This window comes from Prevotella ihumii (genome assembly GCF_900155655.1).
Taxonomy (GTDB): Bacteria; Bacteroidota; Bacteroidia; order Bacteroidales; family Bacteroidaceae; genus Prevotella; species Prevotella ihumii.
The window spans coordinates 1563139-1588435 of sequence record NZ_LT706987.1; the positions used below are offsets into that span (position 1 = coordinate 1563139).

Genomic DNA, 25297 nt, shown 5'->3' on the forward strand with positions numbered 1-25297 from the left:
TGCGGCGTACCAATTGGGACAGGCGAAGAATACCCTGACGCATATCCACAGGAGTGCAACAAACCCGAAAAACATTTGTTTCGTTGAGTACAAACATAAGTTTTTCGGGCAAAGGTAGTAAAGTAAGAATGTTACACAAAGGCGGCTAATATTGGATGCTTACGCTATTACTTCTTATTGGCGGTCTCTTACAGCCTTATTAACTAAGTTGTAAAGATCCTATTTTTTGAGGTTTTGAATAGTCTTTTCAATCAGTCCGATTAAGAAATTATCCTTTAATAGTTCCTTTACGCGAACGAGTTCTTCGATGGCTAACTCCTTATCACTACTGTCCAACTTCTCTGTATGTTTAGATAAGTCGTATAACGAAGGTACATATATGCCAGCTGCAGTTTTGTTTGCATTTTTCTTTACCAATGTAACGAGATACGTAAACTCTGACAACCAACTGGCTGAAGTCAATTCTTTAGCCGATAATGTTTGTTTTCCCACTATATATTTTACGTCACCATTCATCACGATGTCCGAAATATCGTTCAGCGAAATGCCCCCTTTCTTCAGGCTTTCCTTTATTCTTTCAGCATCAACTTTAGAATATGCTTTATTCAAAGGTTGTATTACAATCTTTCTCCCTGAAGAAAAGTCTCTGCCAATGGAAGGAATAGATATTGTTTCCATTTCCTCTTGTCTTGTTTCTCTTGTGCCTTTAGGGCGTTTGGCATAACAAGAGATGAGGCGACCGCTTACTTCTTCACCCTCTTTAGGTGTGTTCCATTCTAATGCGTACGCATATCTCATTGTTGTGTCTTTAGGGTCGGAAATGCAAACCAACGTCAGATTGTCGTACAATTCTCCAACTACATAACTCACATTGCCTTGCATTGTGATGCTCGACACCCCTTGATGGTCGCCATCAGTTATATTGATAGTGTTGTACGCTTTGCTTTCTTCCTTTTCAAAAGCCTTTAATAAGGTTTCAATATCCTTGAAATCATAGTTTGAAATCTTAAACGAATACTTGTTGATGAAGTACTTAAACTTCCTTTTATTAGCTTCTGAACCTTTCAACTCTACGGCACTCACTTTGTGCTTTTTAACAAACGACTTGTAGGCACTACCCAATACGTCCTGTGCCATTGCTCCTTGCGATAGAGCAAGCAACCCCATAGCTGCGATAAAGCATTTTAACTGTTTCATAATTCTAATATATTATCTGTTTCCAATTCATTTTTTGTGTAGTAAATATCTCCATTCTCTGTGTAATTCACGCTATAACCACGTGCCTGCATCTTAGCGTTTATTACATCTATCTTGGCTCTTTGCATCTCAAGCTGCACATTTTGCAGTTCATATTCCATCTTTGCATATTCTCGAATTGCTTCTTTTATCATCTCTTCATTGGCTTTCGGCGTTTTATCATTGGATGTTGATACTATTTTCTCCGTATTTTGAGCCAATTCCGAGCCAGTTTTCGGAGCATCATACTTGCTTTTTACAGCATACATAGTTCCAATATTCTTATTCAAAACCTCCTTTTCTTCAATGCTTTGAGCCTTCTTCGTCCCTTCTTCGTCAGACTTTTGAGTCATTGTTACTTTACCTTTAGTAGGCTTGGTTTTTATTGTTTTGCTAACCGATATGGAGGTAGACTGTGCCAATTGCCTACCATCGTCTTTCGATACTACCCAAAACACGCTTCCTCCGATAAGCAACAGCAAACTTGCAGCTATGCTTATGTATTTCCACAATGCGGCTTTTCTGTTGTTATTGGCAGTCTTCGCCCCCACGGAACTAACCTCTTGATCGCCCATACCTTCATCAAAGTAAGCAAACATCTCCTTGTATTCTTCCCACTCCTTTGGTATTTGGTGCGTGGTACGGAAATATTCGGCAAGCACTTCCTCCTCTTCAAGGGTAGTTCTACCCTCCATAAAGCTATGGAGCAATTGTGCTATGTATTCCTTTGTATAATGTTTCATTTCTTCATCTCCTCCTTTTTATTTCTTCCAACAAACGTTTGCGAGCCCTTGACAACAGCGTACTCACCGATGTAGCTGCAATGCCCAACCGCTGTGCTATCTCCTCTGCACTTCGTTTCTCCACCTGTCGCATATAAAGAATGGTGTGTTCTGTTGTGGGCAATTGGCTGATACGCTCCTCTAACCACATTATAGCTTCCTTCTCCTCTAATGCTTCATCGGGCGAAAGCCTGTCATCTTGCACCTTTGCAGCCACCTTTTCACCATCTATGGCAAGCGGTTTTGACTTTCTGTGCAGATTGATAGTGAGGTGGTAAGCCATTCTACGTGCCACCGCCTCTAAAGAATGAAACCGTTCCAACTCGTCTTTCATCTGCCAAAAGCGCAACATTGCATCTTGCGCAATGTCCTCCGCCTCTGCTTCCGATGCCCCTGCACTTCTGCTGGCTTTATAGGCAGCATTGCGAAGTTGAGGTACGAGAGATATGAATGTTGCTTCTTTCACGATTTATTTATTGGTTTACACTACTAAGACACAAACCGATGGCAATCTTAAACGACGATTAACATTCTTTAGGATTAAATTTACCCGTCTGCGCCTTTTCCGTTTTTCTTCTTGACGCTAAAGTAAGCATAATATTTTGGATAACCCAACGCACAGAATAGTTTTTTTTATTATCTTTGTTCGCTGAAAGAAAAAGCAACATTGATGAACATTCATATCTCAAAAAAGCAAGTTAAAATAGGTGTTGGCCTTTGTTTCGGAATACTCATACTATTTGGCATTTACCGCCTTATTCCGCCCTCGCAAGGAGAAAAAGACCAAGCTGCAATGGTGATAGAGCAAAGTTCTTACTATCAACTTGAAGTAGATGGCAAACCTACCATCTTTTTTGCCGATTACAAAGATAATATTCTTATAGGTGGAGCTACGAACAAAGACTCCATACACACGCGACGCATAAGAATGAAAGGCTATTGGGTAAACCAAACGCCTTTCGTTCCTACCTGTTTTGGGCGCATCTTAACTACGTGGGAGAACAAGCCCGCAAAGATAGTAAACCTTACGAGCGACGACCTCCACCGCCTATTGAGACGCGAATACATTGCTACCGATGATAAATTGGCAGGACTTCAAACCCAGCGCAACGAACTTACTTACTATATGCGTGTACACAGCGTACAAGATTTCGGTTATAATAAAATAGCCGATTACCGCAGTCGTGTGATACACGAGATGGACTCCTTAGAACGAGTAATTGCCGCTTTAGAAAAGGTAGAGGAGAAGTCGAAGCTGAAAATCCGCCAAATCAATCGTTATCGAGTTTTGCGCAACGGAAAGCGTACCCCCATAGTTTGCCACAGACAAAAGGTGTTTGAAAATGGTGAACACGTACTGTTGCAAACCGCTGACGAGCATACGCCCTTCTCTGTAAATACCAAAATGAGTGTAGCAATGGCACAAGACGAACTAAAGAAGGTAACACCCCGAATGGAAAAGGTGCTGAACAAGCCCTTGCAGGTGGGAACGCCCGACTCGTTAGGCTATTACATAGGCGAACTGAAAGACGGCAAACCCAATGGTTACGGTCAGCATTACGGCACGAATGGCAGTTTCTACGATGGGCATTGGGTAGACGGCAAACGCCACGGCTTTGGTTTTTATGTTGCGCCACACGAATACTTGATGGTGGGCGAATGGAAAGACGACATCTGTAAGGGCGAACGGCTCACCCACAATGCTGAACGCATCTATGGCATCGACTTATCACGCCATCAGCACGAAATAGGTAAAAAGGTGTATGGCATAGACTGGAACAATATGTACATCACCCACTTGGGAAAGCTAAGTAACAAGAAGATAGAAGGGCGAGTGCACTATCCCGTATCGTTCCTCTACATCAAGACCACCGAAGGTACAACCGTGATGAACGCCTACTATAAGGACGACTACGAGCAAGCCCGAAAACACAACATACGTGTGGGTGCTTACCATTTCTTCTCTACCACTTCGGCAGGTGCGGCACAAGCTAAACACTTCCTTGCCAACACTATTTTCCGTAAAGGTGACCTACCCCCAGTGCTCGATGTAGAGCCTTCAGATGCACAGATAGAAAAGATGGGTGGGGCAGAAGTGATGTTTAAGCACGTGCGCGATTGGCTTACCATTGTACACAAGCGTACAGGTGTGCGTCCTGTGCTGTATATCAGCCAGATGTTTACTAAGAAGTATCTTCCCTCTGCTCCCGACATTATAGGCAATTATTTTGTGTGGATAGCTCGTTATGGAGAATACAAGCCCGATATAAAACTTACCTATTGGCAGCTTAGTCCCGATGGTAAAGTGGCAGGTGTGCAAGGCGATGTGGACATTAATGTGTTTAATGGTTATCGCAACCAATACGAAGGGTTCTTAAAACGTTATTGTGTGCGATAATATTTTCACAACCCATATAAGGCAATTCGATGAGGTCTTTTTTACTATCGAATTGCCTTTTTTCTTCTTTCCCTTATTGTTCTATTTTTTACCTTCCCACCTTTAAGAAACAAGACATCAATCTTTGAGCTGCAAAACATATATGTTTGGCATTCCCAAAGTTCAACTTTGACCGTGTAAAACATATATGTTTTGGGTGGTGAAACATATATGTTTTAGAATGGGTTTGTAATCGTTTTATTATCAGTAAGTTACACAAGCGTATTTTAAAGGTTATCCATGAATTGTTATTGTTCTGTTTTTCGGTTTGCTCTCGATTGGAGATTTAGATTTTAAAGCTGAAAATGCAAACTGAAAAAGATAAAATATAAAGAATTGGAGGTTATAAAAAATAAGTTATCAAAAAAAGAGGCTTACAAGTTTTGATATAAATCAGTTTTTTCATATCTTTGCATAAGATAGGCTGCACTCGTTTGCTTTATCATCGGACAAGTCGGACACGTCGGATAAGTCGGACAAGTCAGATAAGTCAGACAAGTCGGACTGGTCGGACTGGTCGGACTGGTCGGACGCGTCAGACAACTCAGACAAAACAACGCTCACAATTAAAAATACAGACAATAAAAACTCCAAAATATTATGGAAATAGCAGAAAGATTTATTAATTATACCAAGTTCGACACACAGTCGGCTGATGAGTCGGAAACCGTACCAAGTACTTCCAAACAACTTATCTTTGCTAAGTACTTGAAAGAAGAACTCGAAAGAGAAGGACTAAAAGATGTGGAAATGGACGAGATGGGGTACATCTACGCTACCTTGCCTGCAAATACTAAAAAGGACATTCCTACCATCGGATTTATTTCACACTACGATACAGCACTTGATGCAAGCGGTGCTAACATCAAAGCACGTATCGTAAAGAACTATGACGGAGGCGATATTCAGCTCAACGAGAATATGGTTTCGTCGCCAAAGCAGTTCCCTGAACTTTTGGAACATAAGGGCGAGGATCTCATTGTAACCGATGGTACAACATTGCTCGGTGCTGACGACAAAGCTGGTATTGCAGAAATCGTTCAGGCAATGTGCTTCTTGCGCGACCATCCAGAAATAGAACACGGTGATATTCGTGTAGGTTTCAACCCTGATGAAGAGATTGGCAAGGGCGCACACCACTTCAATGTAGAAAAGTTTGGTTGTCAGTGGGGTTACACTATTGATGGTGGCGACCTCGGTGAATTGGAATACGAAAACTTTAACGCTGCTGGTGCAAAGCTCATCTTTAAAGGTGTGAGCGTTCACCCGGGATTTGCAAAGGGCAAGATGGTAAATGCTTCTCGCCTTGCAGTAGAGTTTGCAGAGATGCTTCCTAAAGACGAAACACCTGAAACTACCGAAGGGTATGAAGGCTTCTTCCACCTCATCGCTATGGAAGGTCGTTGCGAAGAAGCTAAATTGAGCTATATTATTCGCGACCACGACCGTGAACGCTTTGAAGACCGCAAGCGTTTTATGGAGAAGTGTGTGGAACAGATGAACGAAAAGTATGGCGAAGGCACTGTGGTATTGCAGATGAACGACCAATACTACAATATGAAGGAAAAGATAGACCCAAATATGCACGTTATCGACCTTGTATTGAAGGCTATGCAGGACAGCGGCGTTGCTCCAAAGGTACGTGCTATTCGTGGCGGAACTGATGGTGCACAACTCAGTTTCAAGGGTTTGCCCTGTCCTAACATCTTCGCTGGTGGTGTAAACTTCCACGGTCCTTACGAGTTTGTTTCTATTCAAGTAATGGAAAAAGCGATGCAGGTGATTATCAATATCTGTAAGCTCACAGCACAATACAACGATTAAGCAGACTATAAGTAATGCATAAAAGAGAGTTGGAGAAGGCAATTCGCAAACCCAAAGTTGGGGGTGTGGAATGACTTCTCTAACTCTCTTTCTTTATTTTGATAAACCCATAAATTCTTATCTCTCAACACAATGGCAGAACTACATAACTTGGTAAAAGACCTTGCACTCATACTTGTTGTGGCAGGAATGGTAACCTTGCTCTTCAAAAAACTAAAACAACCCTTGGTACTTGGCTACATTGTGGCAGGCTTCTTGGTGTCGCCACATATGCCTTACATAATGAGTGTGGTGGACAAGGCTGATATTCAGACGTGGGCAGATATAGGTGTCATCTTCCTACTCTTCTCTTTAGGCTTGGATTTCTCGGTGAAGAAAATCTTGAAGATGGGAGCTTCGCCCGTGATAGCTGCCTGTACCATTGTGTTTTGTATGATGGCTTTGGGCGTAACGGTGGGGCACAGCTTTGGGTGGAAACAAATGGATTGCATCTTCTTGGGCGGAATGTTGGCAATGAGTTCTACCACCATCATTTACAAAGCTTTCTCGGATATGGGTTTGTTGCAACAAGGTTTTGCTGCCACAGTGATGAGTGTGCTTATCTTGGAAGACATCTTGGCCATCGTAATGATGGTGATGCTCAGCGCAATAGCTTCAGGCAACAGTCCTGATGGTGGGCAGCTTTTGGGCAGTGTGTTCAAAATAGGCTTTTTCCTTGTTCTATGGTTTGTTATCGGTCTGTTTGCTATTCCTTTGTTTTTGCGCAAAGTACGTAGGCTGTTGAATAGCGAAACTCTGCTTATTGTGTCGCTCGGCTTGTGTTTCTTGATGGCTGTTGTGTCTACAAAAGTAGGCTTCAGTGCTGCCTTTGGCTCGTTTATTATGGGTAGCATATTGGCTGAAACCATCGAGGCAGATAAGATTATAAAGGTGGTAGAACCTGTGAAAAATCTCTTTGGTGCAGTGTTCTTTGTCTCGGTGGGTATGTTGGTCAACCCTGCAATCCTTGTCAAATATGCCTTACCTATTGGCTTGCTTGTTGTAACTATCCTTGTTGGGCAAGCAATTTTCGGTACAATGGGCTATATGTTTGGTGGTCAGTCGCTTAAAAACGCTTTGCGGTGTGGTTTTTCTATGGCTCAAGTAGGCGAATTTGCCTTTATTATCGCCACATTAGGTTTGTCGATGAATGTTATTAGTAGCTTTCTCTACCCCGTTGTAGTGGCAGTTTCTGTAATTACAACCTTTCTTACGCCTTATATGATACGTGGCGCAGAACCTACATATACCCTTTTGCTGAAGCATTTGCCTAAGCAGTGGGTGCGAAGGTTGACCCACATAGAGACAGGGGCAGATGTTCCGCTGACGAACGATAATCTTTGGCGAAGTTTAATTCGCGCTATGGTGGCAAATACATTGGTTTATGGCATTCTTTCGGCTGCCACTATTACGATTATGTTTTCATTGGTTCTGCCCGTGATGCGTAAGTTTTCGGTCTCGCTTACAGGTACACATTGGGCAGGAAATGCCGTTTGTGGCGTGCTTACCGTGATACTTATCGCTCCTTTTTTGCGTGCTTTTGTGATGAAGAAGAACCATTCTGAAGAGTTTAAAGCACTTTGGGCAAGCAATACATTCAATCGTTTCCCATTGGTTTTCACTATCCTTGTACGTATGGTGATTGCACTTATTTTTATCTTCTATGTATGTAATTATCTTACACGCTTTACCAATGCGCTGATGATAGTTATTGCGATGGGAGCATTGGCATTGATGATTTTGTCGCGAAGTATGAAGAAACAAAGTATTTCTTTGGAACGCCTTTTTGTGCAGAATTTACGCAGTAGAGAGATTGCAGCACAGGTAAAAGGACGCAGACGTCCGCTCTTTGAGGGGCATCTTTTGGATCGTAATATTCATATTGGTGAGTTTATCGTGCCTGAAGATTCGGCTTGGACGGGTAAAACGCTCAATCAATTGCAACTTCGCAATCGGTTTGGCACACACGTAAGTAGCATTTTGAGAGGTTCGCAACGCATTAACATTCCTCGTGGCAACACGGTTGTCTTTCCTAACGATAGGATACAAGCCATTGGCAACGACCGTCAGTTGGCTGCATTTTCCACGGCTATCAGTCAGGAGTTGCAACCTGAAGACCATAACATAGAGAAACGAGAGATGGTATTGCGACAGATAATACTTACCGATGAAAGTCCGTTCATTGGAAAGACATTGGTGCAGAGTGGTATACGTGATAAGTTTAATTGTATGGTGGTGGGCATTGACGAGGGACAAACCTATATCACACTTATTAACCCTTCACGTTGTTTGCAAGAAAACGACATCTTGTGGATTGTAGGCGAAAAGGATTACGTGCAGAAAGTTGAAGCCGTAAATCAACAGAGATAGTGTTTGTGGATTGTAGGCGAAAAGGAACACGTGCAGAAAGTTGAAGCGATTAATCGGCAGAGATAGTGTTGCTTAGTTTCTGCGTGGTATCTTTTGCATCTTGGCGATCATCTCTTCATACACTTTCTTTGAAACAAAAAATCCACGAAGCGAACGTACTTGGGGCATTGTGCTGAAGTAAGGGTCGGTAGAGAGATACCAATCGTGCGCAATAATTTGAGGTGTGCGCCTTATCAGTGGTTCTAATGTGCGTATAGAAGCACGTGCTACTGAACTAAGAACGTACTTTCCATCGTTGGTTTGTAATGCAAGAACAAGGTATATTTTATCTTTTTCGGGCTGACGAACCTCGTATGTTGCCCTTCGCTCTGAAATGGTGATGTGTCTACCATATTGCTTATTAATGGCATTCATCATTCTGCAAAACACCTCACCGTGTGGTGATGTGTCTTGTATGCCCTTGTTTCTAATATAATAATGTATCATTTCGTGAATAATAACATCGTCTATTTCTTCTTGAGATAGGTTGTAATAGGTCGAAATGGCTATCGTAAAGTCGTAAAGTGTGGTTCGTCCAAAGCTTTTTTTACGCTTAAATCGCAGTTGTCCAAGCGTTGTTTTGGCTTTCGAGAGTTTAAGCGTGGGCTTTGTTAGCTCACCCTTAAAATACAAATGGTTGTACTTATCAAATGCTTCGTGTAGATAGTCTATTGTTAATTCCATTATCTTTGTTTTTTCAAATTTTAAGTTTAAAACGTAAGAGGAGTTCTTTTAGGAGTTCAAAGGCGTCTCTTTTAGGAGTTAAGGGGAGTTAGATGAAGTTAAAGGAGTTAGAGCTAACGCCTCTGTTCCTTTATATTCAAGGGCTTTATTCGTAAAGTTTCTCTAACCTCTCTTTAGTTCTAATGAACTTCTCAACTGAAGTATTGGTTCTAACTCTTTTAACTTCATCTAACTCTCCCTTAACTCCCTAAAAACTTCTCTTTGCTCCTCAAAGAACTATCTTTAAATCTCTTTCACCTGCTCTTTCCTCCAATTTACAAGATAAAGATGTTCTGTAGCACGTGTAAAAGCTGTGTAGAGCCAATGAATATAGTCGGGTGAGAGCATATCATCGGTCATATAGCCTTGATCAAGATAAATATGTGCCCATTGTCCGCCCTGTGCTTTGTGACACGTAACTGCATATCCAAACTTTATTTGCATAGCGTTGTAATATTCATCTTCACGCATTTGCTTCATACGGTCAGCCTTTAGCGGTACATCAGCATAATCTTCCATCACGTTATTAAACAACGTTTCGTTCTGTTCGTGTGTCAATGCAGGTGCTTCGCTTGTAAGTGTATCCAATACAACAGTGGTGTCTAACTCTTGTCGGTCGTAATCAGGGAACTCTAAAGTTACATCTGCAAAGCGAAAACCATACAAGGCTCGAATGTTGCGCACCCGTCTTACAACAGCTCGGTCTCCATTGGCAATGAAAGAAAGTTCAGTCTTACCCTTTTCATTTATAGAGTTATTGACTTGCTTACTAAGGTACTTATCTTTTTCATTTATCGAACTATTGGTTTGCTTATCAAAGTACTTATTCTTCACAACCATCAACAAATCGCCTGTTGTAAGTTCTTCCTCACGTCCCAATACCGCATTGCGTATGCCTTGATTGAAGATATTTGCACGCTTATTAGACCGAGTGATAACCATTGTTTCGTCCATTCCTACTGCCGAAAAGCTCGATGCAAGACTTTCTATAAGTTCATCACCGGGTACGATAGATATATCGGCAAACCCCTTGAAACGTATGCGAGGAAGTTGTGTAGTCTCATCGTGCGTAATGAGTTGGCGTATCATTGTGGCATTCCACAATATGCCTGAGTCTTGACTCTGTCGAAGTACTTCCGTCAAGTCACACTCGTACACCTTTAATCCATAATACTTTAAAACGTCGCCACGCAATGCTGGACTCTCCGCTTCACCCACAGGTGGCAGCTGTGCTTTGTCGCCTATCAAGAGCAAACGACAATTATTGCCCCCATAAACATATTGTACAAGGTCGTCTAATAGCCTGCCACTACCAAATGCAGTTGTACCTGAAGCAAGGCTAACCATAGAAGCCTCGTCCACCATAAACAACATATCACGATACAAGTTTTGATTTAAATTAAACTTACCATCGATCCCATTGAATGCCTTTTCACGATAAATGCGGCGATGAATGGTAGATGCTGCCGACCCTGCATTGAGCGAAAACACCTTAGCCGCTCTACCCGTAGGCGCAAGCAGCATAACCTTCATACGCAGTCGTTGCACCGTTCGCACAATAGCACCAGCCAATGAGGTCTTTCCCGTACCAGCACTGCCTCGCAATATCATTACCACTCGCTCGTCTCTATCGGTCATAAAGGAGGCAAAAGTGCGCAATGCATTAGCTTGGTCGGCTGTTGGAGCAAACCTAAACTCTTGTTCTATCTGGTAAATCAATTCGTCTTGTATCATCGCTATCTTCATTCCTAATGCGCTTTAGTCCTATCAAGCGCATCTATAATTTAGACTTACAAAGATAACTATTTTTTGTTTGCATATCGCTTACTTGGTTCATAATTCTTCATAAAATGCAAGTTCGTGCCAACATTTATCAAGTGTAAACACCGCCTAATCGAAAAAAAAATTGTAAGTTTGCAACATATAGAAAGTATGGCACAGACAGACAATAACATATCAGACAAGCGTATTCGCCTCACCCTTCGATTTAGCGAGGGCAGTATGTCGTTTTCAGTGGGCGACCCACAAGCCGATGACAAGATAGTGTTCGAGACTTATCCCGTAAACACTGGCATTTCCGTAGCTGCCAATTTGCGTGAAGCCTTCAAAAGTTCCGAACTCTTGCTTAGCGGATACAAACGTGCAATGGTCTTGGTAGATACTCCCGTGATGCTTGTTCCGATGGACGAGTTTCACGAGCAAGATGTAGAAACTCTTTACAAACACACCTACAAATGGCAACGCAACGAGGATATAGTGTCTAACGTGTTACCCGAACTAAATGTTGTAGCGGTGTTTAGCATCAATAAAGACCTAAAACTTGTTATCGACGACCACTTTGAAGACATTCGTTTGCAGCCTCTTATGCAATCGGTATGGGCACATCTCTTCCGTCGTAGTTTCACGGGCAACCGTGTAAAGCTCTTTGCTTACTTCCACAACAAGCGTATGGAGGTGTTCCGTTTCCAACAAAACAGATTTCACTTCAGCAACGCTTACGAGGCAAACTCTACAAAAAACAACGTGTACTACCTACTTTATATATGGAAACAATTGGGAATGAACATCGAAAACGACGAACTTTATCTTGTAGGCGATGCACCCAATAAGGACGAACTCACCACAGAGTTGCAGCGTTTCCTACACCGTGTGTACACCATCAATCCCGAAACCGACTTCCATAATGCTACGCTTAGCAAACGCAAGGATATACCTTACGACCTCAAAGCATTATACCTCACTTAAGAAACAACAAACTTATGCGCATCATAACAGGACTATATAAAGGTCGTCACTTTGATGTACCCCGTACATTCAAGGCACGCCCAACAACCGACTTTGCAAAGGAAAATATCTTCAACGTACTCAATGCTTATATCGACTTTGAGGACGCAATGGCACTCGACCTATTTTCAGGCACAGGCAGCATCACCCTCGAACTGCTCTCACGTGGTTGCAGCCAAGTGGTAAGCGTGGAAAAAGACCGCGACCACGCACGCTTTATAGCCGAATGTGTGAAGAAAATAAATGCCGAAAACCATATTCTTATCCGTGGCGACGTGTTCCGTTTCCTTAAAACGTGCCATCAGAAGTTTCACTTTATCTTTGCCGACCCACCATACGCATTGCCCGAATTGGAAACCATTCCTAACCTTGTCTTAGACAACGACCTCCTTGCAGAAGATGGCGTTCTTGTCTTTGAACACGGCAAGCAGAACGACTTCTCCGCTCATCCTCGTTTTAGAGAACACAGAAGCTATGGCAGCGTAAACTTTAGTATATTCAAGTAAATATTAGAACCAACCTATAAAGAAATAGGGAATTGCTCTTCAATGGCAATTCCCTATTATTATTTACTACTTGATATTAATCTTCTATTTATTATCAATAGTTCGTTAAAATTTGAGATAATTGCTACGCAGCTTTCCTCTGCCAGCCAAAGAGTTCTTTGATAGTATGACTAATTAACTTTCGGTTCGGTATGCTCCGACACCTGTCGAAAATTAATTTTGCAATGTATGTGCTCGCTATGAGCTCCTTGAAAGAAGCCATGGAATACGGTAGCCCGTTTTCCTTCATCATCACCTTTGCCACATTCTGTGATGCAAATGATGCGTTGTAGGAGAAGTCCAACTGATTCTTGTGCCTTGCCTGGCAATGCGCGAGTCCGGTATACTGCTTGGCATCGCGGAAGCAAAACTCGATTTGGAATCTTGAGCGGTATGTGCGCAACACTTCCTCACCTGATATGGCTGTCTTTGTAGAGAAGAAAAGTTTGTGCTTGCCGTTCGGCATCACCCAAATGACAAGACGCACTTTCTGCTTCAGTGCCTTTGAATAGGCGATGAGTGTGTAAGCTGTGCCTTCAAGTCCTTCGATATGCATCTTCGCCATACGCGTGAGGTCGAGTTTCTTGTAATTGATTTTCCCGTCAAGTGTTTTGGGACGCCCGGGCTTATTGGAACGAGGTCCCGTGTACACATAGTATAGGCTCGCCGTATCCCTGAAACGGCTGACAAGATGAAAGCCTTGCTCCTTGATTCCCTCCACAAACGGACGGATAGAGAAGAAAGCATCAGCGACAACAATATCGGTGACCTTCAACAATTCTTTCCTGTAGCGTTTGATGACGGCAATGTAATGCTGCACAAGAGTCATGCTACGCAGTTTCAACTCTCTTGTAGAAGGGGTTTGATGGGCACGAAGCATCATACAGTTGTTGGCGTAGACATCGACAAGGGCAAGTCCCATGATTTCAAGTCCGTGTTTCATGGAACCTGCACAGCCGGACCAGAAAGTACCAACATGCGGAGTCTTCTTGCCTGACTTACTGATGTAGCTCGGATCTATGGCTATAGCCAGCAGTCCGTCCATGTTCAGATAACGCTGGGAAAGGTAGAGGTTGAACTTAACCCAGTTGATGCACTTAGCCCGGCTGCGGTTGAAATTCGTTCTGTAGGTCTGCTCGCAATGGGTGCCGTAACGCTCCATTTGAGTGAAATTTATCTTTCTTTGTATCGCCATGTACAATAAGAGTATTTCCAAGAGTAGATTCTCAAAAGTTTTGCCTAATTTTGCAGATGAGCTTTTGATGGCATCTCTGCAGATTTCTGTATATTGGTCGAGTGGTTCTGATGTCATTTGCTTTATGTTTTTGCTACTATAAAGTTACTGATAATCAGCCACTTGGCCAAATTTTATTAGTTATATTAAGTTAATTAACTCTCTCATTTTCAAACGATTACATTAGAATTAACGAAGTATTGTATTATAATACGAGTTTATTATTCTTTTATTTCTAATATAATAACTGTTTGAAGATATTTGATTTAGGAAAAATAGAACAATCTGTTTTTTTAGATAATGCTATATTTTGCGATTTGTAACTTTCTGAAAATAAGAGGTTTATAAATCGTTTCTAAAACATATATGTTTCACCACCCAAAACATATATGTTTTACCCTGTCAAAGTTGAACTTTGGGAACGCCAAACATATATGTTTTGCTTTTCAAAGATTGATGTTTTGTTTGAAAAAGATACATAGGTAATAAATAGAACAATAATGGTCGACATAGTTGCTCTATCACTTTTTGATAGATTTTCTTGTAGGTATGGAATATAATTTCTATATTTGGAAAATTTTAAAGATATAGAAATGAAATTATTAGGAAATGTTCTTTGGTTACTCTTTGGTGGTTTGGAAGCTGCTTGTGGTTATTTTGTAGCAGGTTTGGGTATGATGCTTACCATTGTAGGCATACCCTTTGGCATTCAAGCCTTCAAGATAGGTGTGTATGTGTTGTGGCCCTTTGGGCAGCATGTAGAATATGACGCTGAGGCGCACGGCTGTTTGCACACGCTAATGAACATAATATGGTTTTTCATTGGTGGCATTTGGATATGGCTTACTCACATTGGTTTTGGCATATTGTTGTTTATCACCATCATAGGTATACCCTTTGCTCGTAAACAATTCGAGCTGGCAGGGCTTGCCCTCCACCCTTTCGGTCGCCGTGTGGTGATGGACGAAGGGTTTTAACCCAAATCGGTTATTAGCCCGCAGAGGCTTTTTAAAGCGTTTAGCTGTTATGCTTTTCTTCGTCTTTGCACCTTATTTTGGCTCTTTTCGTTTGTTTTTTCAGTTGTTTAGCTCGCTAAACGTCTTCAAAAACAACCAAAAATAGCTCAAAATAAGCTCGCAAATCTCGAAGAAGTCTAACGATCGATTTGGGTTTTAAGCTGTGTGCACACAATGTTTTAGAAAGGCAATCCCACTGCAAAGTGGTAATTGAAATCACGGCGAAGGTTGGGATTTATGATGGCGTAGTGTTCTTTGCTCGTGGTGTAAGCTGGGTTGATGGCTTTCATACCTACATCGAAACGTAGGATAAAATAATCGAAGTTGAGGCGCATACCTACGCCGTAAGCCACAGCTATTTGTTTGTAGAAATCCTTGAATGTAAACTGTCCACCTGTTTGTTCGGCATAGTTGCGAAGTGTCCAGATGTTACCTGCATCAATAAAGGCTGCCCCATCAAACTTCCAAAACAAGTGGGTGCGATACTCAAGATTGAGGTCTAACTTCAAATCACCCGTCTGATTGATGAAGTCGATGCGTCCGTCTGTACCACGAAATTTGCCAGGTCCCAACTCTCTTACGCTCCATCCACGTACCGAGTTTGCACCTCCTGAGATGTATCGCTTCTCAAAAGGCAACACTTTGCTGTTGCCGTAGGGCCACGCTATACCGAAGTCGCTATGCAGAATAAGGGCATTGCGTGTGTCGAACCGAAATATCTTAGTGTATGAGAAGTCGAACTTGAGGTATTGTGCGTAGGCTATGTTCAAGAACTTGTTTTGTCCTTGAGCGTTCTTTTTAAACTTAAAGATGGTGTTTGCACCCGATAGTAAGTTGCCTGCCGACTCGACTTGCGCCCGTATAGCTACATCGTTGTAGTTGTAGCTTACACCAAATCCGAGCTTCATTATAAAGAGGTCTTCATAGTTGTAACGTAGTATGGCGTTGCGATTGGATACATCGTCCAAGTAGTCTTTCTTGAACGTTTGGCTTATCCAAGGCATATACACGTAACTAAGGTCTGCTGCATCAAGGTCGAAAAGTAGATGTTTGGGTTCGTTCCTCCATCTGTAACGCCATGCAGCAGAGAATACTCGACGGTGAAACTCTGGACGGTTTTGCAAGTCCCAACTTAGGCTTGCCTCGGTTGTGGAATTGTTGCGGCGGCGAAACTTTTTACCTGTGAGAGGTGAAAGAAAGCGAGGAAACTCCAAGCGAGTTTGAACGCTGTACTCCTCGTAGTCGTGATTGTCGTAACCTTCCAATCCTGTTATGGCTTCAAAAGCTGCACGAAGTTCTACACTAAAGAGTTCGCTTCCGCGGAAGAGGTTACGATTTTGGTACGTAAACACAGCTGCTGCACCCAAGTTGCCTGCTGTATTGGTACCTTCGGGTTGGAAGGCTATGGTGTTAGGCTTGTTGTTTGATAAGCGCACGTTGGCTTCCAAATAGTTGATATGACTATCTTGCTGTGCTATATTTTTACCGATAATAAGATTTTGCAGGTTCTGCACCTCACGAAAGTCAATGTTGGTGTAACGCACTGCACCCAATCGGGCAAAGTTGTTATAAGTCTTTTGTAACTTGGTAGCTGAGAAGTAGTTGCCTTCCTCTAATAGGTTGTTGTCTTTTATTACACTTTGACGGAGATGCAAACCTGTAGAGTCGCTTCCAAACACATTCACCTTATTTATAATATAGCGTGGGTGAAGCGTTGGAATAGCCTGTCGGTTGGCACGATACTTTGTGAGATGGAGCGTTACATCTACCATTTGCGACGATTGGGTTGAGTCGGCTGTGTAGTAGATGTAATCCTTGTTGAAGCGATAATACCCCGAATCTACAAGAATTTGAGTAAGTCGTTTGCGTTGAGCATCAAGTTTTGATACTGTAAATTGGTGTGGGTGCTCCGCATCAAACTCGTGTTTTAAGTGTGGAGCAAGAATGTTTGCGATGATAGAGTCTTGAATATCATAATCAAAACGATTGATTAAGAAAGGCTCACCCGGGTGTAAGGTGTAAATAGCCTTTAGGCATTTGCCTTTTGTTTTGGTCTTTATGTCTACGTGTGCATTCATATAGCCCATATTGTTCATTGCTATACGGAGGTCTTCGCTTGAAAGTTTGGCTTGCACTGTGTCGTAAATCACGGGCTCTTCGCCTATCTTTTGCAGTGTTCGGTTTATCCATTTGGTGGTGTCGCGTCCTGCAAGCGCATACGTACCCAAAGGTATTTTGAAGAAAGAGAACCAGCGTGAGTTTCCCTTTTGGCGTACAAACTGTGCCAACTGTGAAGCATCAAAGTGTTTTTCATCAGAGCGTAGCTCCACTTCATCGAGCAAATAACTGCCATCGGCAACAAATTTTTCTGCCGAACACGAAGTGAGAATTATGCTTACTACACCTATTATATATAGCACACACGTGTATGAAACCCTTTTTTGATACATCTAATAACCTTATTTTTGGCGCAAAGATACTAAAAAGTTGAGAGTAAATTGGGCGACTGCATAGTTTTTTGTAAATTTGCGTTGTGATAACAAAGAATAAAATAAAGCTAATAAAAGCCTTAGAAACAAAGAAGGGCAGAGAAAAACAAGGACTTTTTGTGGCAGAAGGTCCAAAGGTGGTAGGCGATTTGCTTGCTGCTGGCTATGTGGCAGAAGAGGTTTTCGATGATGAGGACGATGTTCGAAAGGTTTCGTTCTTGCAGCATCCGCAGGGAAAGTTGGGTGTTTTCAGAATGAAGCGTCAACCCGATGTTTTCCCACTCGACCATTTTGTAAGCCTTGCTGCAAACGAGCTGATGCTTTGCCTTGATGGTGTGCAGGACCCTGGTAATCTTGGTACAATTATAAGATTGGCAGATTGGTTTGGCATTCACCATATTTTCTGTTCCATAGATACAGCCGACTGTTGGAATCCTAAGGTTGTTCAAGCCACAATGGGCAGTATTGCACGCGTGGAAGTTCATTATACAGACCTTGAACGCTTTATAGACGCATTGCCAAAGGATTATCCTGTTTACGGAACATTGCTTGATGGGGAAGACATCTATACACAGCAGCTGACAAAGAATGGGCTTATTGTGATGGGAAACGAGGGTAAAGGCATTACGGAGGCTATTCGTAAGAAAGTAAATAAGAAACTTTTGATACCCAATTTCTCGACCAACGAAACCAAAGCAGAGTCGCTTAATGTGGCAATTGCTACATCTATTGTATGCTCTGAATTTAGACGAAGAAAGGAATAAACGATATGGAAGAAATGGAATTGATAACGATAAGAAGTATAAGACGTTGCATTGCAGAAGGTTATCGCTATTGGCGCACACACCTAAAGACTACGTTTCAGAATACCATAACACGTCTTTTGGCTGCTTCGGCTTTGTTTTCTACCTCCTTGACTACGTTTCTGAAAGGTTCAGAATGGTACATTCCTACGCTTTTGCTTGTGCTTGCGATGGTGGCAGTTTATATTTTGAGCCAAAAAACATTTGCGATAACAGGCGAATTGGACACCATTCGCAAAGGAAAGAAGCTGCGCAAACGCCATTTGGGGTCGTACTTTTCGTTCTGTTTGTTGGTTCGTACTGCCTCGTGGACAAGTTTTACACTTCTTTGCGTTCCACTTCTTATTCTTATTCGTGCCTTTGCAGCCAATCAAGACAATATAGAAATGGGCGATGGAGATGCTCTCAGCACCACTTATTGGTTGTTGGTGGGCAGCACAACATTCGTCACAGCTTTCCTTATGCTCCTTGTTCGCACGTGGCAGACATACGCTGCGATGTTCTTGTATGGAACGATGGTAGCCAAAGACACGATGCGCAAGGCATAAAAGCGAGACCCTTAACACAATAAACATATTGCTTATGAAAAGGTTAGAACAATTGCTAAGACGACATTTGTGCAACTTTCAGGGTGTGAACGACCCACGTTCAGACCTTGATACCACAGCCGAAATAACGCTATTGGATAGGAATGAGAACCCATTCAATAAGCCTTACAACCGTTATGCTGATACCTCTCAAAGAGAATTGCGCAATGTTTTAGCCCCCAAAAAGGGACTTGATGCAGACAATATATTCATAGCTAACGGCTTAGAACAGCTGTTAGACCTTACAATACGTATATTTTGCGACCCTTGTGAGGACAATGTTGTGGTGGTAGAACCTACATATTCAGCAATCAAAAGTATAGTCGCTTTCAACAATGTGGGTTATCGTTCGGCATTATTGACTGATACTTTCCAACTCAATGCTTCCAACGTATTGACCCAATGCGACGAACATACAAAGCTTATCTTTATAGCTTCGCCCAACAATACCACGGGCAATGTGATGGATAAGGACGAACTCGTGCGCTTAATCAATGGATTTGAAGGCTTGGTAATATTAGATGAAAGCTATTCGGACTTTCATCGTGAGCCTCGCTTTAGTCAATATTTGGACCGCTTTCCCAACCTCGTTGTCATCTCAACGATGGCTCATTCGTGGGCTTCGGCTGGACTTAACATCGGCATAGCCTACACCAATAAGACCGTTATAGATATATATAATAAAGTAAGAACGTTCCATCTTGTAAGTTCTCCCGCTCAAGATTTGGGACTTAAAATGTTGCAACGTAACATTGACAAGGACGATTGGAAGAAGCTCATACTTACCGAACGCACTACTATGATGAAAGCTTTGGCAATGTTACCTTTCTGCACAGCGGTCTTTCCGAGCGATGCCAACTTCTTTATGGCTCGATTTACCGATGCTAAAGCCGTGTACGATTATCTGTTAGCGCATAAGCTGTTGGTGTGCGATGTGTCAACTTTGCCCCTTTGCAACAACTGTCTTAGAATGACAATAGGTAGTAAGACTGAAAATGCTAAGCTCATCGGTGCGCTCCGTCAGTTTGAAGGGAAATGCTAAAATGATAGACAATTGACACGAGTAAGAATAATAAAAAGTAGATAAAGAATGAATTATTTAGCAATAATAGATAAGTTTTATCCAGACGATAACACGCTGAAACACATCTTGCTGACGCATAGTAGAAGTGTGGCAGACCGAGCTTTACGCGTCGCTGAGGTACACCCCGAACTGCAATTGGATAAGCAATTTGTAGAAGAAGCTGCAATGTTGCACGACATAGGTATCTATCAATGCAACGCAGAGGGCATAGAATGTTACGGCACAGCCCCTTATATATGCCACGGACGCATAGGTGCTGAATTGCTAAGAGCTGAAGGTTATCCACGGCACGCTCGAGTTTGCGAACGCCATACAGGAGCAGGGCTAACGAAGAGCAGCATCGAAGAGCGCAAATTGCCCCTACCAGCTCAAGACTTTCTTCCAGAAACGATGGAAGAACAAGTGATATGTTATGCTGATAAGTTCTACTCTAAAACTCGTTTAGACCACGAAAAAACTTTCGAACAAGCACAAAAAAGCCTTTCAAAGTTTGGCGAAGAAGGTTTAATACGCTTCAATGCGTGGCACAGAATGTTTGAATGGAAATAGTTAAAATAGGGTAATATCCCCTTAATATCCCATTATTTGCTTAATTTTGCACGTTATATTGCACAATGAAAGCTAAGTTTCTCATATTCCTATTGTCGTTTGTCATCGTATTTGCGATGGCAAATACACCCGTTATGTCTTTTCTTTCTCCTTTGTTTGGTCAAGCCAAGGACACTACCATTGTAGTGGACACCATTTTGCAACAAATGAAAAACAGAGCAAAGACCGATACCCAGCAGATAGATACTACCAAAATGGACTCTCTTCAGAAGGCTATTTATAAACACAACAAAGCCATTGACGACTCCATCTATCGTGATAGCGTGATGAAAGCAAAGTCGAACGGAATAGAAGCCCCCGTAACTTACTCTGCTGCAGACTCACTTGTGTATGATGCAAAGACAGGTGTGGCACACCTATATGGCTCTGTTAAAGTGAATTATCAGACTATAAAGCTCAACAGCGACAAGGTTTCGCTAAACGTAGACAGCAGTTTGGTGCGTGCTACGGGTACTGCCGATAGTACAGCAGAGGGAGGAGTGAAGGGCAAACCTTCGTTTACGATGGGCAAACAAGAATACACGAGCGACTCAATGGCGTTTAATTTTAAGTCGAAGAAAGGACTTATCAAAGGCGTGTACACAGCTCAAGACGACGGATTTTTGAGTGGTGAGCGTGCCAAACGCGACTCTTCGGGCGTAATCTATCTGCAACACGGTCGCTATACTACGTGCGACAAGCCCCATCCCGACTTTTACATCGCTCTTTCGCGTGCTAAAGTGCGTCCTAACAAGGACGTTGTCTTTGGTCCAGCTTATCTTGTAGTAGCCGATGTGCCATTGCCATTGGCTATACCTTATGGTTTTTTCCCCTTCTCAAAGAAGTATTCCAGCGGATTTATTATGCCAAGTTATGGTGAAGAGCAAGATAGAGGTTTTTATCTTCGAGATGGCGGTTATTATTTTGCAATCAATGACAAATGGGACTTGAAACTTTTGGGCGAAATCTATACACGTGGCTCTTGGGGACTTAGTGCTACGAGCAATTACCGCAAGCGTTATCGTTATTCGGGCGCGTTCCTTGCAAGCTATCAAGATACAAGATTGGGCGACAAAGGATTGCCTGATTATAGCAAGCAAACCAGTTTTAAAATTCAGTGGAACCACCGTCAAGACCCTAAGTCGAGTCCTTTCAACACCCTTTCGGCAAGTGTCAACTTTGCCACATCGAGCTACGAACGCAACAATCTTAACAGTATGTACAATCCGCAAACACTCACACAGAGTACACGTACATCATCAGTAAGTTGGAGCACACAGTTTTCAAGCATAGGGTTGTCGTTAAGTGCCACAGCCAACCTATCGCAGAATATGCGCGACTCAGTCCTTAGTCTTACTTTGCCCGATTTGAACATCAATCTCAGTCGTCTTTACCCTTTCAAACGTAAACACGCAGTGGGCAAAGAACGATGGTATGAGAAAATATCAGTGAGCTATACAGGTCAACTCTCCAACTCGATAACAGCGAAAGAAGACCGACTGTTGAAAGCAAACTTTATGAAGCAATGGCGACACGGTATGCAACACACCATTCCCGTTCAAGGCAACTTCACCTTATTTAAATATATCAATCTTACACCATCGTTCAATTTCACCGATCGCACCTATACCAGCAAGGTAACACAACAGTGGGATGAGGCTAATCGTACAGCGAAAAAAGACACCGTATCAGGTTTTTACAACGTTTACAATTGGTCGTTGCAGCTCTCGGCTAATACTAAGCTCTATGGCTTTTGGCTTCCGAACAAGAAAGTATTTGGTGACAAAATTCAAGCCATACGCCACGTCATTACGCCACAGGTAAGTTTGTCTTACTCGCCTAATTTCGGTGCATCTCGTTACGGCTACTACGACAGCTATCAGTACACCGATGCAAATGGAGAAGTGAAACTTGTGGAATATTCGCCATTCGAGGGACAGCTGTATAGTGTCCCTGGTAAGACCCGCACCCAAATGATAACGTGGGACGTGAGCAACAACATAGAGATGAAGGTAAAGAGCGATAAAGACTCTACAGGTGTGCGCAAGATAAGCATTATAGATGAGCTTGGCGCATCAATGTCGTACAATGCAGCAACCGATTTCCATCGTTGGAGCGACCTTGGTGTGCGTTTGCGTTTGAAATGGTGGAAAAACTACACTTTCTCTATGAATGCCAAGTTTGCAACCTATGCTTACGAACTTGATGCTAATGGCAATCCTTTTGTAGGAAACCATACCGAATGGGGCTTTGGACGTTTACCTCGTTTCCAAGGAATGTCGCAAAACTTCTCGTTCACGCTCAATCCTGAAAAGCTGAAAAAGTGGTTTGGACACAAGGACGACGACGATAATGAGAAGCCAACATACGATGGTGAAGGTCCTGACCCTAATGTGGAATCGAATATGGACAACACAATGGAGCGGGGTAAACACGCAGCCAAGAAAAACGGAGGCAATATGGCAGACACCGATGACGATGGATATATGCGATTTAATATGCCGTGGTCGCTCACCTTTGGGTATGGTATCACGATGCGAGAGAACCGACAAGGCACATTTAACAAGAAGACAATGCGCTATCCTTACAAGTTCTCGCAGACGCTCAACGTTAGTGGTAATGTGCGTATAAGTGATGGGTGGAACATTAACTTCTCAACAGGTTACGACTTTGAAAATAAGGCAATAAGTATGACCACAGCAAGTCTTTCGCGCGACCTCCACTGCTTCAATATGAGTGCCTCTATTGTTTTAGCTCCTTACACATCGTACAACTTCAGTTTTAGAGCCAATGCGGCAACGCTTACCGATGCTTTGAAGTACGACAAGCGTAGTGGTATAAATAGCGCAATACAGTGGTATTAATCCATCCGTTATTCTGTTTTTAGTCCGCTTCTTTCAAGAGGTACTAACCGAAATATAGACCAATGCTTTTAAAAGGTATTGGTCTATATTTTTGTTTTATAACTTATTGGCTATGAGATTGTTATAACTCCGTTCTAAAACATATATGTTTTGCCTTGTCAAACATATATGTTTGACCCTCTCAAAGTTGAACTTTGGCATACCCAAACATATATGTTTCATCGCTTAAAGATTAATGTATTGTTTTTAAAAGATAGGATAAGGAAAAATAGAACAATGATACATCGTGTTATCATACGGCATAATCATACTTTTGGTTCATTGTGTTCTCCTTTGGTTGGGTTGTTGTACATAGATATAGAAAAAGCTGTATAAAATCTTTATGTTTTATTTATATTTTGTAAAATATAAATCATATATCAAGAAAATATTAGCTTAAAAGTAGTTCTTTTGGAAATATTATAGTATTTTTGCAGCACTATAACATAATTATTAACATTTATATAGACGACAAGAGAGTATGAAAAAATTTTTACTTATTGCGCTTAGTGTAGTTTTAGCAATCGGTGCAAGTGCACAGGATGTTATCAAAACAGTTCCAGCAGGTGTTCATAAGTTTTACAAACGCATAGGTAAAACTATCAATCAAGGCACAGGTCAGCCCGAAGATATTCGTTACACCACAATGGAAGTAGTAACAACTGTTTCGAACGAAGTTTATTTCAAAGATCCTATAGCCGCTGCTCATACGGGTACTTGGGTATTGGGTAAGAAAGAAGGCAACGTTATCACCGTTAAAACAGGTCAGCCTGTATTGTTTATTCCGAGTATGGGACAAGGTGTAAGCACAACATTAAAGCTTGATGTTTATGAAATGGTGGGCACAGAATATAAAAAGAGTGCCGATACTGAATTTACCTATGAAATCCAAGGCGACAACATCGTAATGAGTAGCATAGGCAAGGATGGCAAAAAAATTATAGGCTTTACCTTGGTTTATGATAGCGGTGAAGCTTGGGCAAGCAATGGTGAATTTGGGGTAGAACTTACTCCACTTGCCGAAAAGCTTACCGAAATGCCTGCAGGCGTAACAGCTAAAAACTATGTGCTCTCAGCTTCAACTCCTGACCCTGAAAGCGAAACAGGCGTAATCAAGTACGAAGGCGATATTGTTAAGGTGGCTCGTACAGGCGATGATGTTTATTTTAAAGGCATTTTCAAGTATTGTCCTGATGGCGTAATCAAGGGTAAGATGGATGCAAACAAGAACATAACCTTTGCTAAAGACCAGTACCTGGGTATGTTGCCTGCAATGATTTATCTTGAAGGTTGCTCTAAGATAATGGAGTTTATTGACGATATGGGCAATATGGCAGATGTTGTGTTTGTTTATAATGAAGCAGCCGACACCTATACTCTGAAAGAAGGCACTACGCTTGTTTTCAATCACGGTCCAGAATATCCAAACCCAATAGGGTTTTATACCTATTGTATGCTTAGCGGCAATACTGCGGGCATTAACGGCGTGATGAATAATGCGAACGAAGCAATGGAGGTTAGTTATTTCGACCTTACAGGTAAGCGCATCTCGAAGCCTACTTCTGGTATAGTTATCAAGAAAGTGAAGATGGCTAATGGTAGTTTCAAGGTTTCTAAAGTTGTAATGCAGTAAGCCAACGAAGCTATACAGCTATTTCTATAAAAGAGAGGAGATATACTCGTTACGGGTGTGTCTCCTCTTTGTTTTATGGCTGGTTCTATAAATTAGCTTTGTTAGATTTTGAGCTTATTTTTGAGGTCAAAATGCAAGAGAGTGAAGGAGTATAGCGAGCTACACGACTGAACGAACTTAC

Annotated in this window: 20 protein-coding genes; 12 read left to right on the forward strand and 8 right to left on the reverse strand. The window is 42.1% G+C overall.

Annotated elements, in window-relative coordinates; translation table 11 throughout:
- Nucleotides 1–219: 219 nt before the first annotated feature.
- Genes CZ367_RS07165 through CZ367_RS07175 form a run of 3 tightly spaced genes read right to left on the reverse strand, consistent with a single transcriptional unit; the run spans nucleotide 220 to nucleotide 2484 of the window.
- Nucleotides 220–1197, reverse strand: a complete 978-nt coding sequence (locus CZ367_RS07165) for a hypothetical protein (RefSeq protein ID WP_077196234.1) — start codon at nucleotides 1195–1197, stop codon at nucleotides 220–222.
- The gene (locus tag CZ367_RS07170; protein WP_077196235.1) at nucleotides 1194–1979 is read right to left on the reverse strand and encodes a hypothetical protein; all 786 of its coding nucleotides are present in this window, start codon (nucleotides 1977–1979) and stop codon (nucleotides 1194–1196) included. Before CZ367_RS07170 ends, CZ367_RS07165 begins: the two co-directional genes overlap by 4 nt.
- A 4-nt stretch (nucleotides 1980–1983) precedes the next feature.
- On the reverse strand, nucleotides 1984–2484 hold the full coding sequence (locus CZ367_RS07175) for an RNA polymerase sigma factor (RefSeq protein WP_237581585.1): 501 nt from the start codon (nucleotides 2482–2484) through the stop codon (nucleotides 1984–1986).
- Between the two features lie 204 nt (nucleotides 2485–2688).
- On the opposite strand from CZ367_RS07175, the gene CZ367_RS07180 reads away from it, so the two are divergent.
- On the forward strand, nucleotides 2689–4416 hold the full coding sequence (locus CZ367_RS07180; protein WP_077196237.1) for a glycoside hydrolase family 25 protein: 1728 nt from the start codon (nucleotides 2689–2691) through the stop codon (nucleotides 4414–4416).
- A gap of 441 nt (nucleotides 4417–4857) precedes the next feature.
- Here the strand turns inward: CZ367_RS07180 and CZ367_RS15870 are convergent, their stop codons facing one another.
- Complete coding sequence (locus tag CZ367_RS15870) at nucleotides 4858–5049, reverse strand: hypothetical protein (protein ID WP_144005951.1); 192 nt, start codon at nucleotides 5047–5049, stop codon at nucleotides 4858–4860.
- Nucleotides 5050–5055: 6 nt separating this feature from the next.
- Here CZ367_RS15870 and pepT point away from each other — a divergent pair, with 6 nt between their 5' ends.
- Nucleotides 5056–6279 (forward strand): peptidase T, encoded by a 1224-nt coding sequence (gene pepT, locus CZ367_RS07185; RefSeq protein WP_077196238.1) that lies wholly within the window; start codon nucleotides 5056–5058, stop codon nucleotides 6277–6279.
- 132 nt (nucleotides 6280–6411) lie between these two features.
- Entirely contained in the window at nucleotides 6412–8688 is a 2277-nt protein-coding gene (locus CZ367_RS07190) for a monovalent cation:proton antiporter family protein (protein WP_077196239.1), read from the forward strand.
- A 72-nt stretch (nucleotides 8689–8760) separates the two neighbouring features.
- On the opposite strand, the gene CZ367_RS07195 is transcribed toward CZ367_RS07190, so the two are convergent.
- Complete coding sequence (locus CZ367_RS07195; protein ID WP_077196240.1) at nucleotides 8761–9411, reverse strand: SprT-like domain-containing protein; 651 nt, start codon at nucleotides 9409–9411, stop codon at nucleotides 8761–8763.
- Between the two features lie 282 nt (nucleotides 9412–9693).
- Nucleotides 9694–11184 (reverse strand): ATP-dependent DNA helicase, encoded by a 1491-nt coding sequence (locus CZ367_RS07200; RefSeq protein ID WP_077197390.1) that lies wholly within the window; start codon nucleotides 11182–11184, stop codon nucleotides 9694–9696.
- Nucleotides 11185–11382: 198 nt separating this feature from the next.
- Between CZ367_RS07200 and CZ367_RS07205 the strand changes: the two genes are divergently transcribed.
- Together CZ367_RS07205 and CZ367_RS07210 are read left to right on the forward strand one after the other, a co-directional pair.
- Nucleotides 11383–12195 (forward strand): DUF3822 family protein, encoded by an 813-nt coding sequence (locus tag CZ367_RS07205; protein ID WP_077196241.1) that lies wholly within the window; start codon nucleotides 11383–11385, stop codon nucleotides 12193–12195.
- A 14-nt stretch (nucleotides 12196–12209) separates the two neighbouring features.
- Nucleotides 12210–12740, forward strand: coding sequence for an RsmD family RNA methyltransferase (locus CZ367_RS07210; RefSeq protein WP_077196242.1), 531 nt, complete (start codon nucleotides 12210–12212; stop codon nucleotides 12738–12740).
- Nucleotides 12741–12864: 124 nt separating this feature from the next.
- On the opposite strand, the gene CZ367_RS07215 is transcribed toward CZ367_RS07210, so the two are convergent.
- On the reverse strand, nucleotides 12865–14091 hold the full coding sequence (locus CZ367_RS07215) for a transposase (protein ID WP_077195746.1): 1227 nt from the start codon (nucleotides 14089–14091) through the stop codon (nucleotides 12865–12867).
- A gap of 515 nt (nucleotides 14092–14606) precedes the next feature.
- Between CZ367_RS07215 and CZ367_RS07220 the strand changes: the two genes are divergently transcribed.
- Nucleotides 14607–14990 carry a YccF domain-containing protein gene (locus CZ367_RS07220; protein ID WP_077197391.1) on the forward strand — a complete coding sequence of 128 codons (384 nt, stop codon included), beginning with the start codon at nucleotides 14607–14609 and terminating at the stop codon, nucleotides 14988–14990.
- A 218-nt stretch (nucleotides 14991–15208) separates the two neighbouring features.
- Here the strand turns inward: CZ367_RS07220 and tamL are convergent, their stop codons facing one another.
- Complete coding sequence (gene tamL / locus CZ367_RS07225) at nucleotides 15209–17479, reverse strand: translocation and assembly module lipoprotein TamL (protein ID WP_077196243.1); 2271 nt, start codon at nucleotides 17477–17479, stop codon at nucleotides 15209–15211.
- A gap of 83 nt (nucleotides 17480–17562) precedes the next feature.
- On the opposite strand from tamL, the gene CZ367_RS07230 reads away from it, so the two are divergent.
- From CZ367_RS07230 to CZ367_RS07255, 6 genes are all read left to right on the forward strand, one after another.
- Complete coding sequence (locus tag CZ367_RS07230; RefSeq protein WP_077196244.1) at nucleotides 17563–18282, forward strand: RNA methyltransferase; 720 nt, start codon at nucleotides 17563–17565, stop codon at nucleotides 18280–18282.
- Nucleotides 18283–18287: 5 nt separating this feature from the next.
- Entirely contained in the window at nucleotides 18288–18869 is a 582-nt protein-coding gene (locus CZ367_RS07235; RefSeq protein ID WP_077196245.1) for a hypothetical protein, read from the forward strand.
- Nucleotides 18870–18903: 34 nt separating this feature from the next.
- Nucleotides 18904–19950, forward strand: a complete 1047-nt coding sequence (locus CZ367_RS07240; protein WP_077196246.1) for an aminotransferase class I/II-fold pyridoxal phosphate-dependent enzyme — start codon at nucleotides 18904–18906, stop codon at nucleotides 19948–19950.
- Between the two features lie 48 nt (nucleotides 19951–19998).
- A complete protein-coding gene (locus CZ367_RS07245) occupies nucleotides 19999–20541 on the forward strand; it encodes an HDIG domain-containing metalloprotein (protein ID WP_077196247.1) in 543 nt (180 codons plus the stop codon).
- 65 nt (nucleotides 20542–20606) lie between these two features.
- Complete coding sequence (locus CZ367_RS07250) at nucleotides 20607–23444, forward strand: putative LPS assembly protein LptD (RefSeq protein WP_077196248.1); 2838 nt, start codon at nucleotides 20607–20609, stop codon at nucleotides 23442–23444.
- Between the two features lie 520 nt (nucleotides 23445–23964).
- Nucleotides 23965–25116: a hypothetical protein gene (locus CZ367_RS07255; protein ID WP_077196249.1), complete on the forward strand. Its 1152-nt coding sequence runs from the start codon at nucleotides 23965–23967 to the stop codon at nucleotides 25114–25116.
- Nucleotides 25117–25297: the final 181 nt, after the last annotated feature.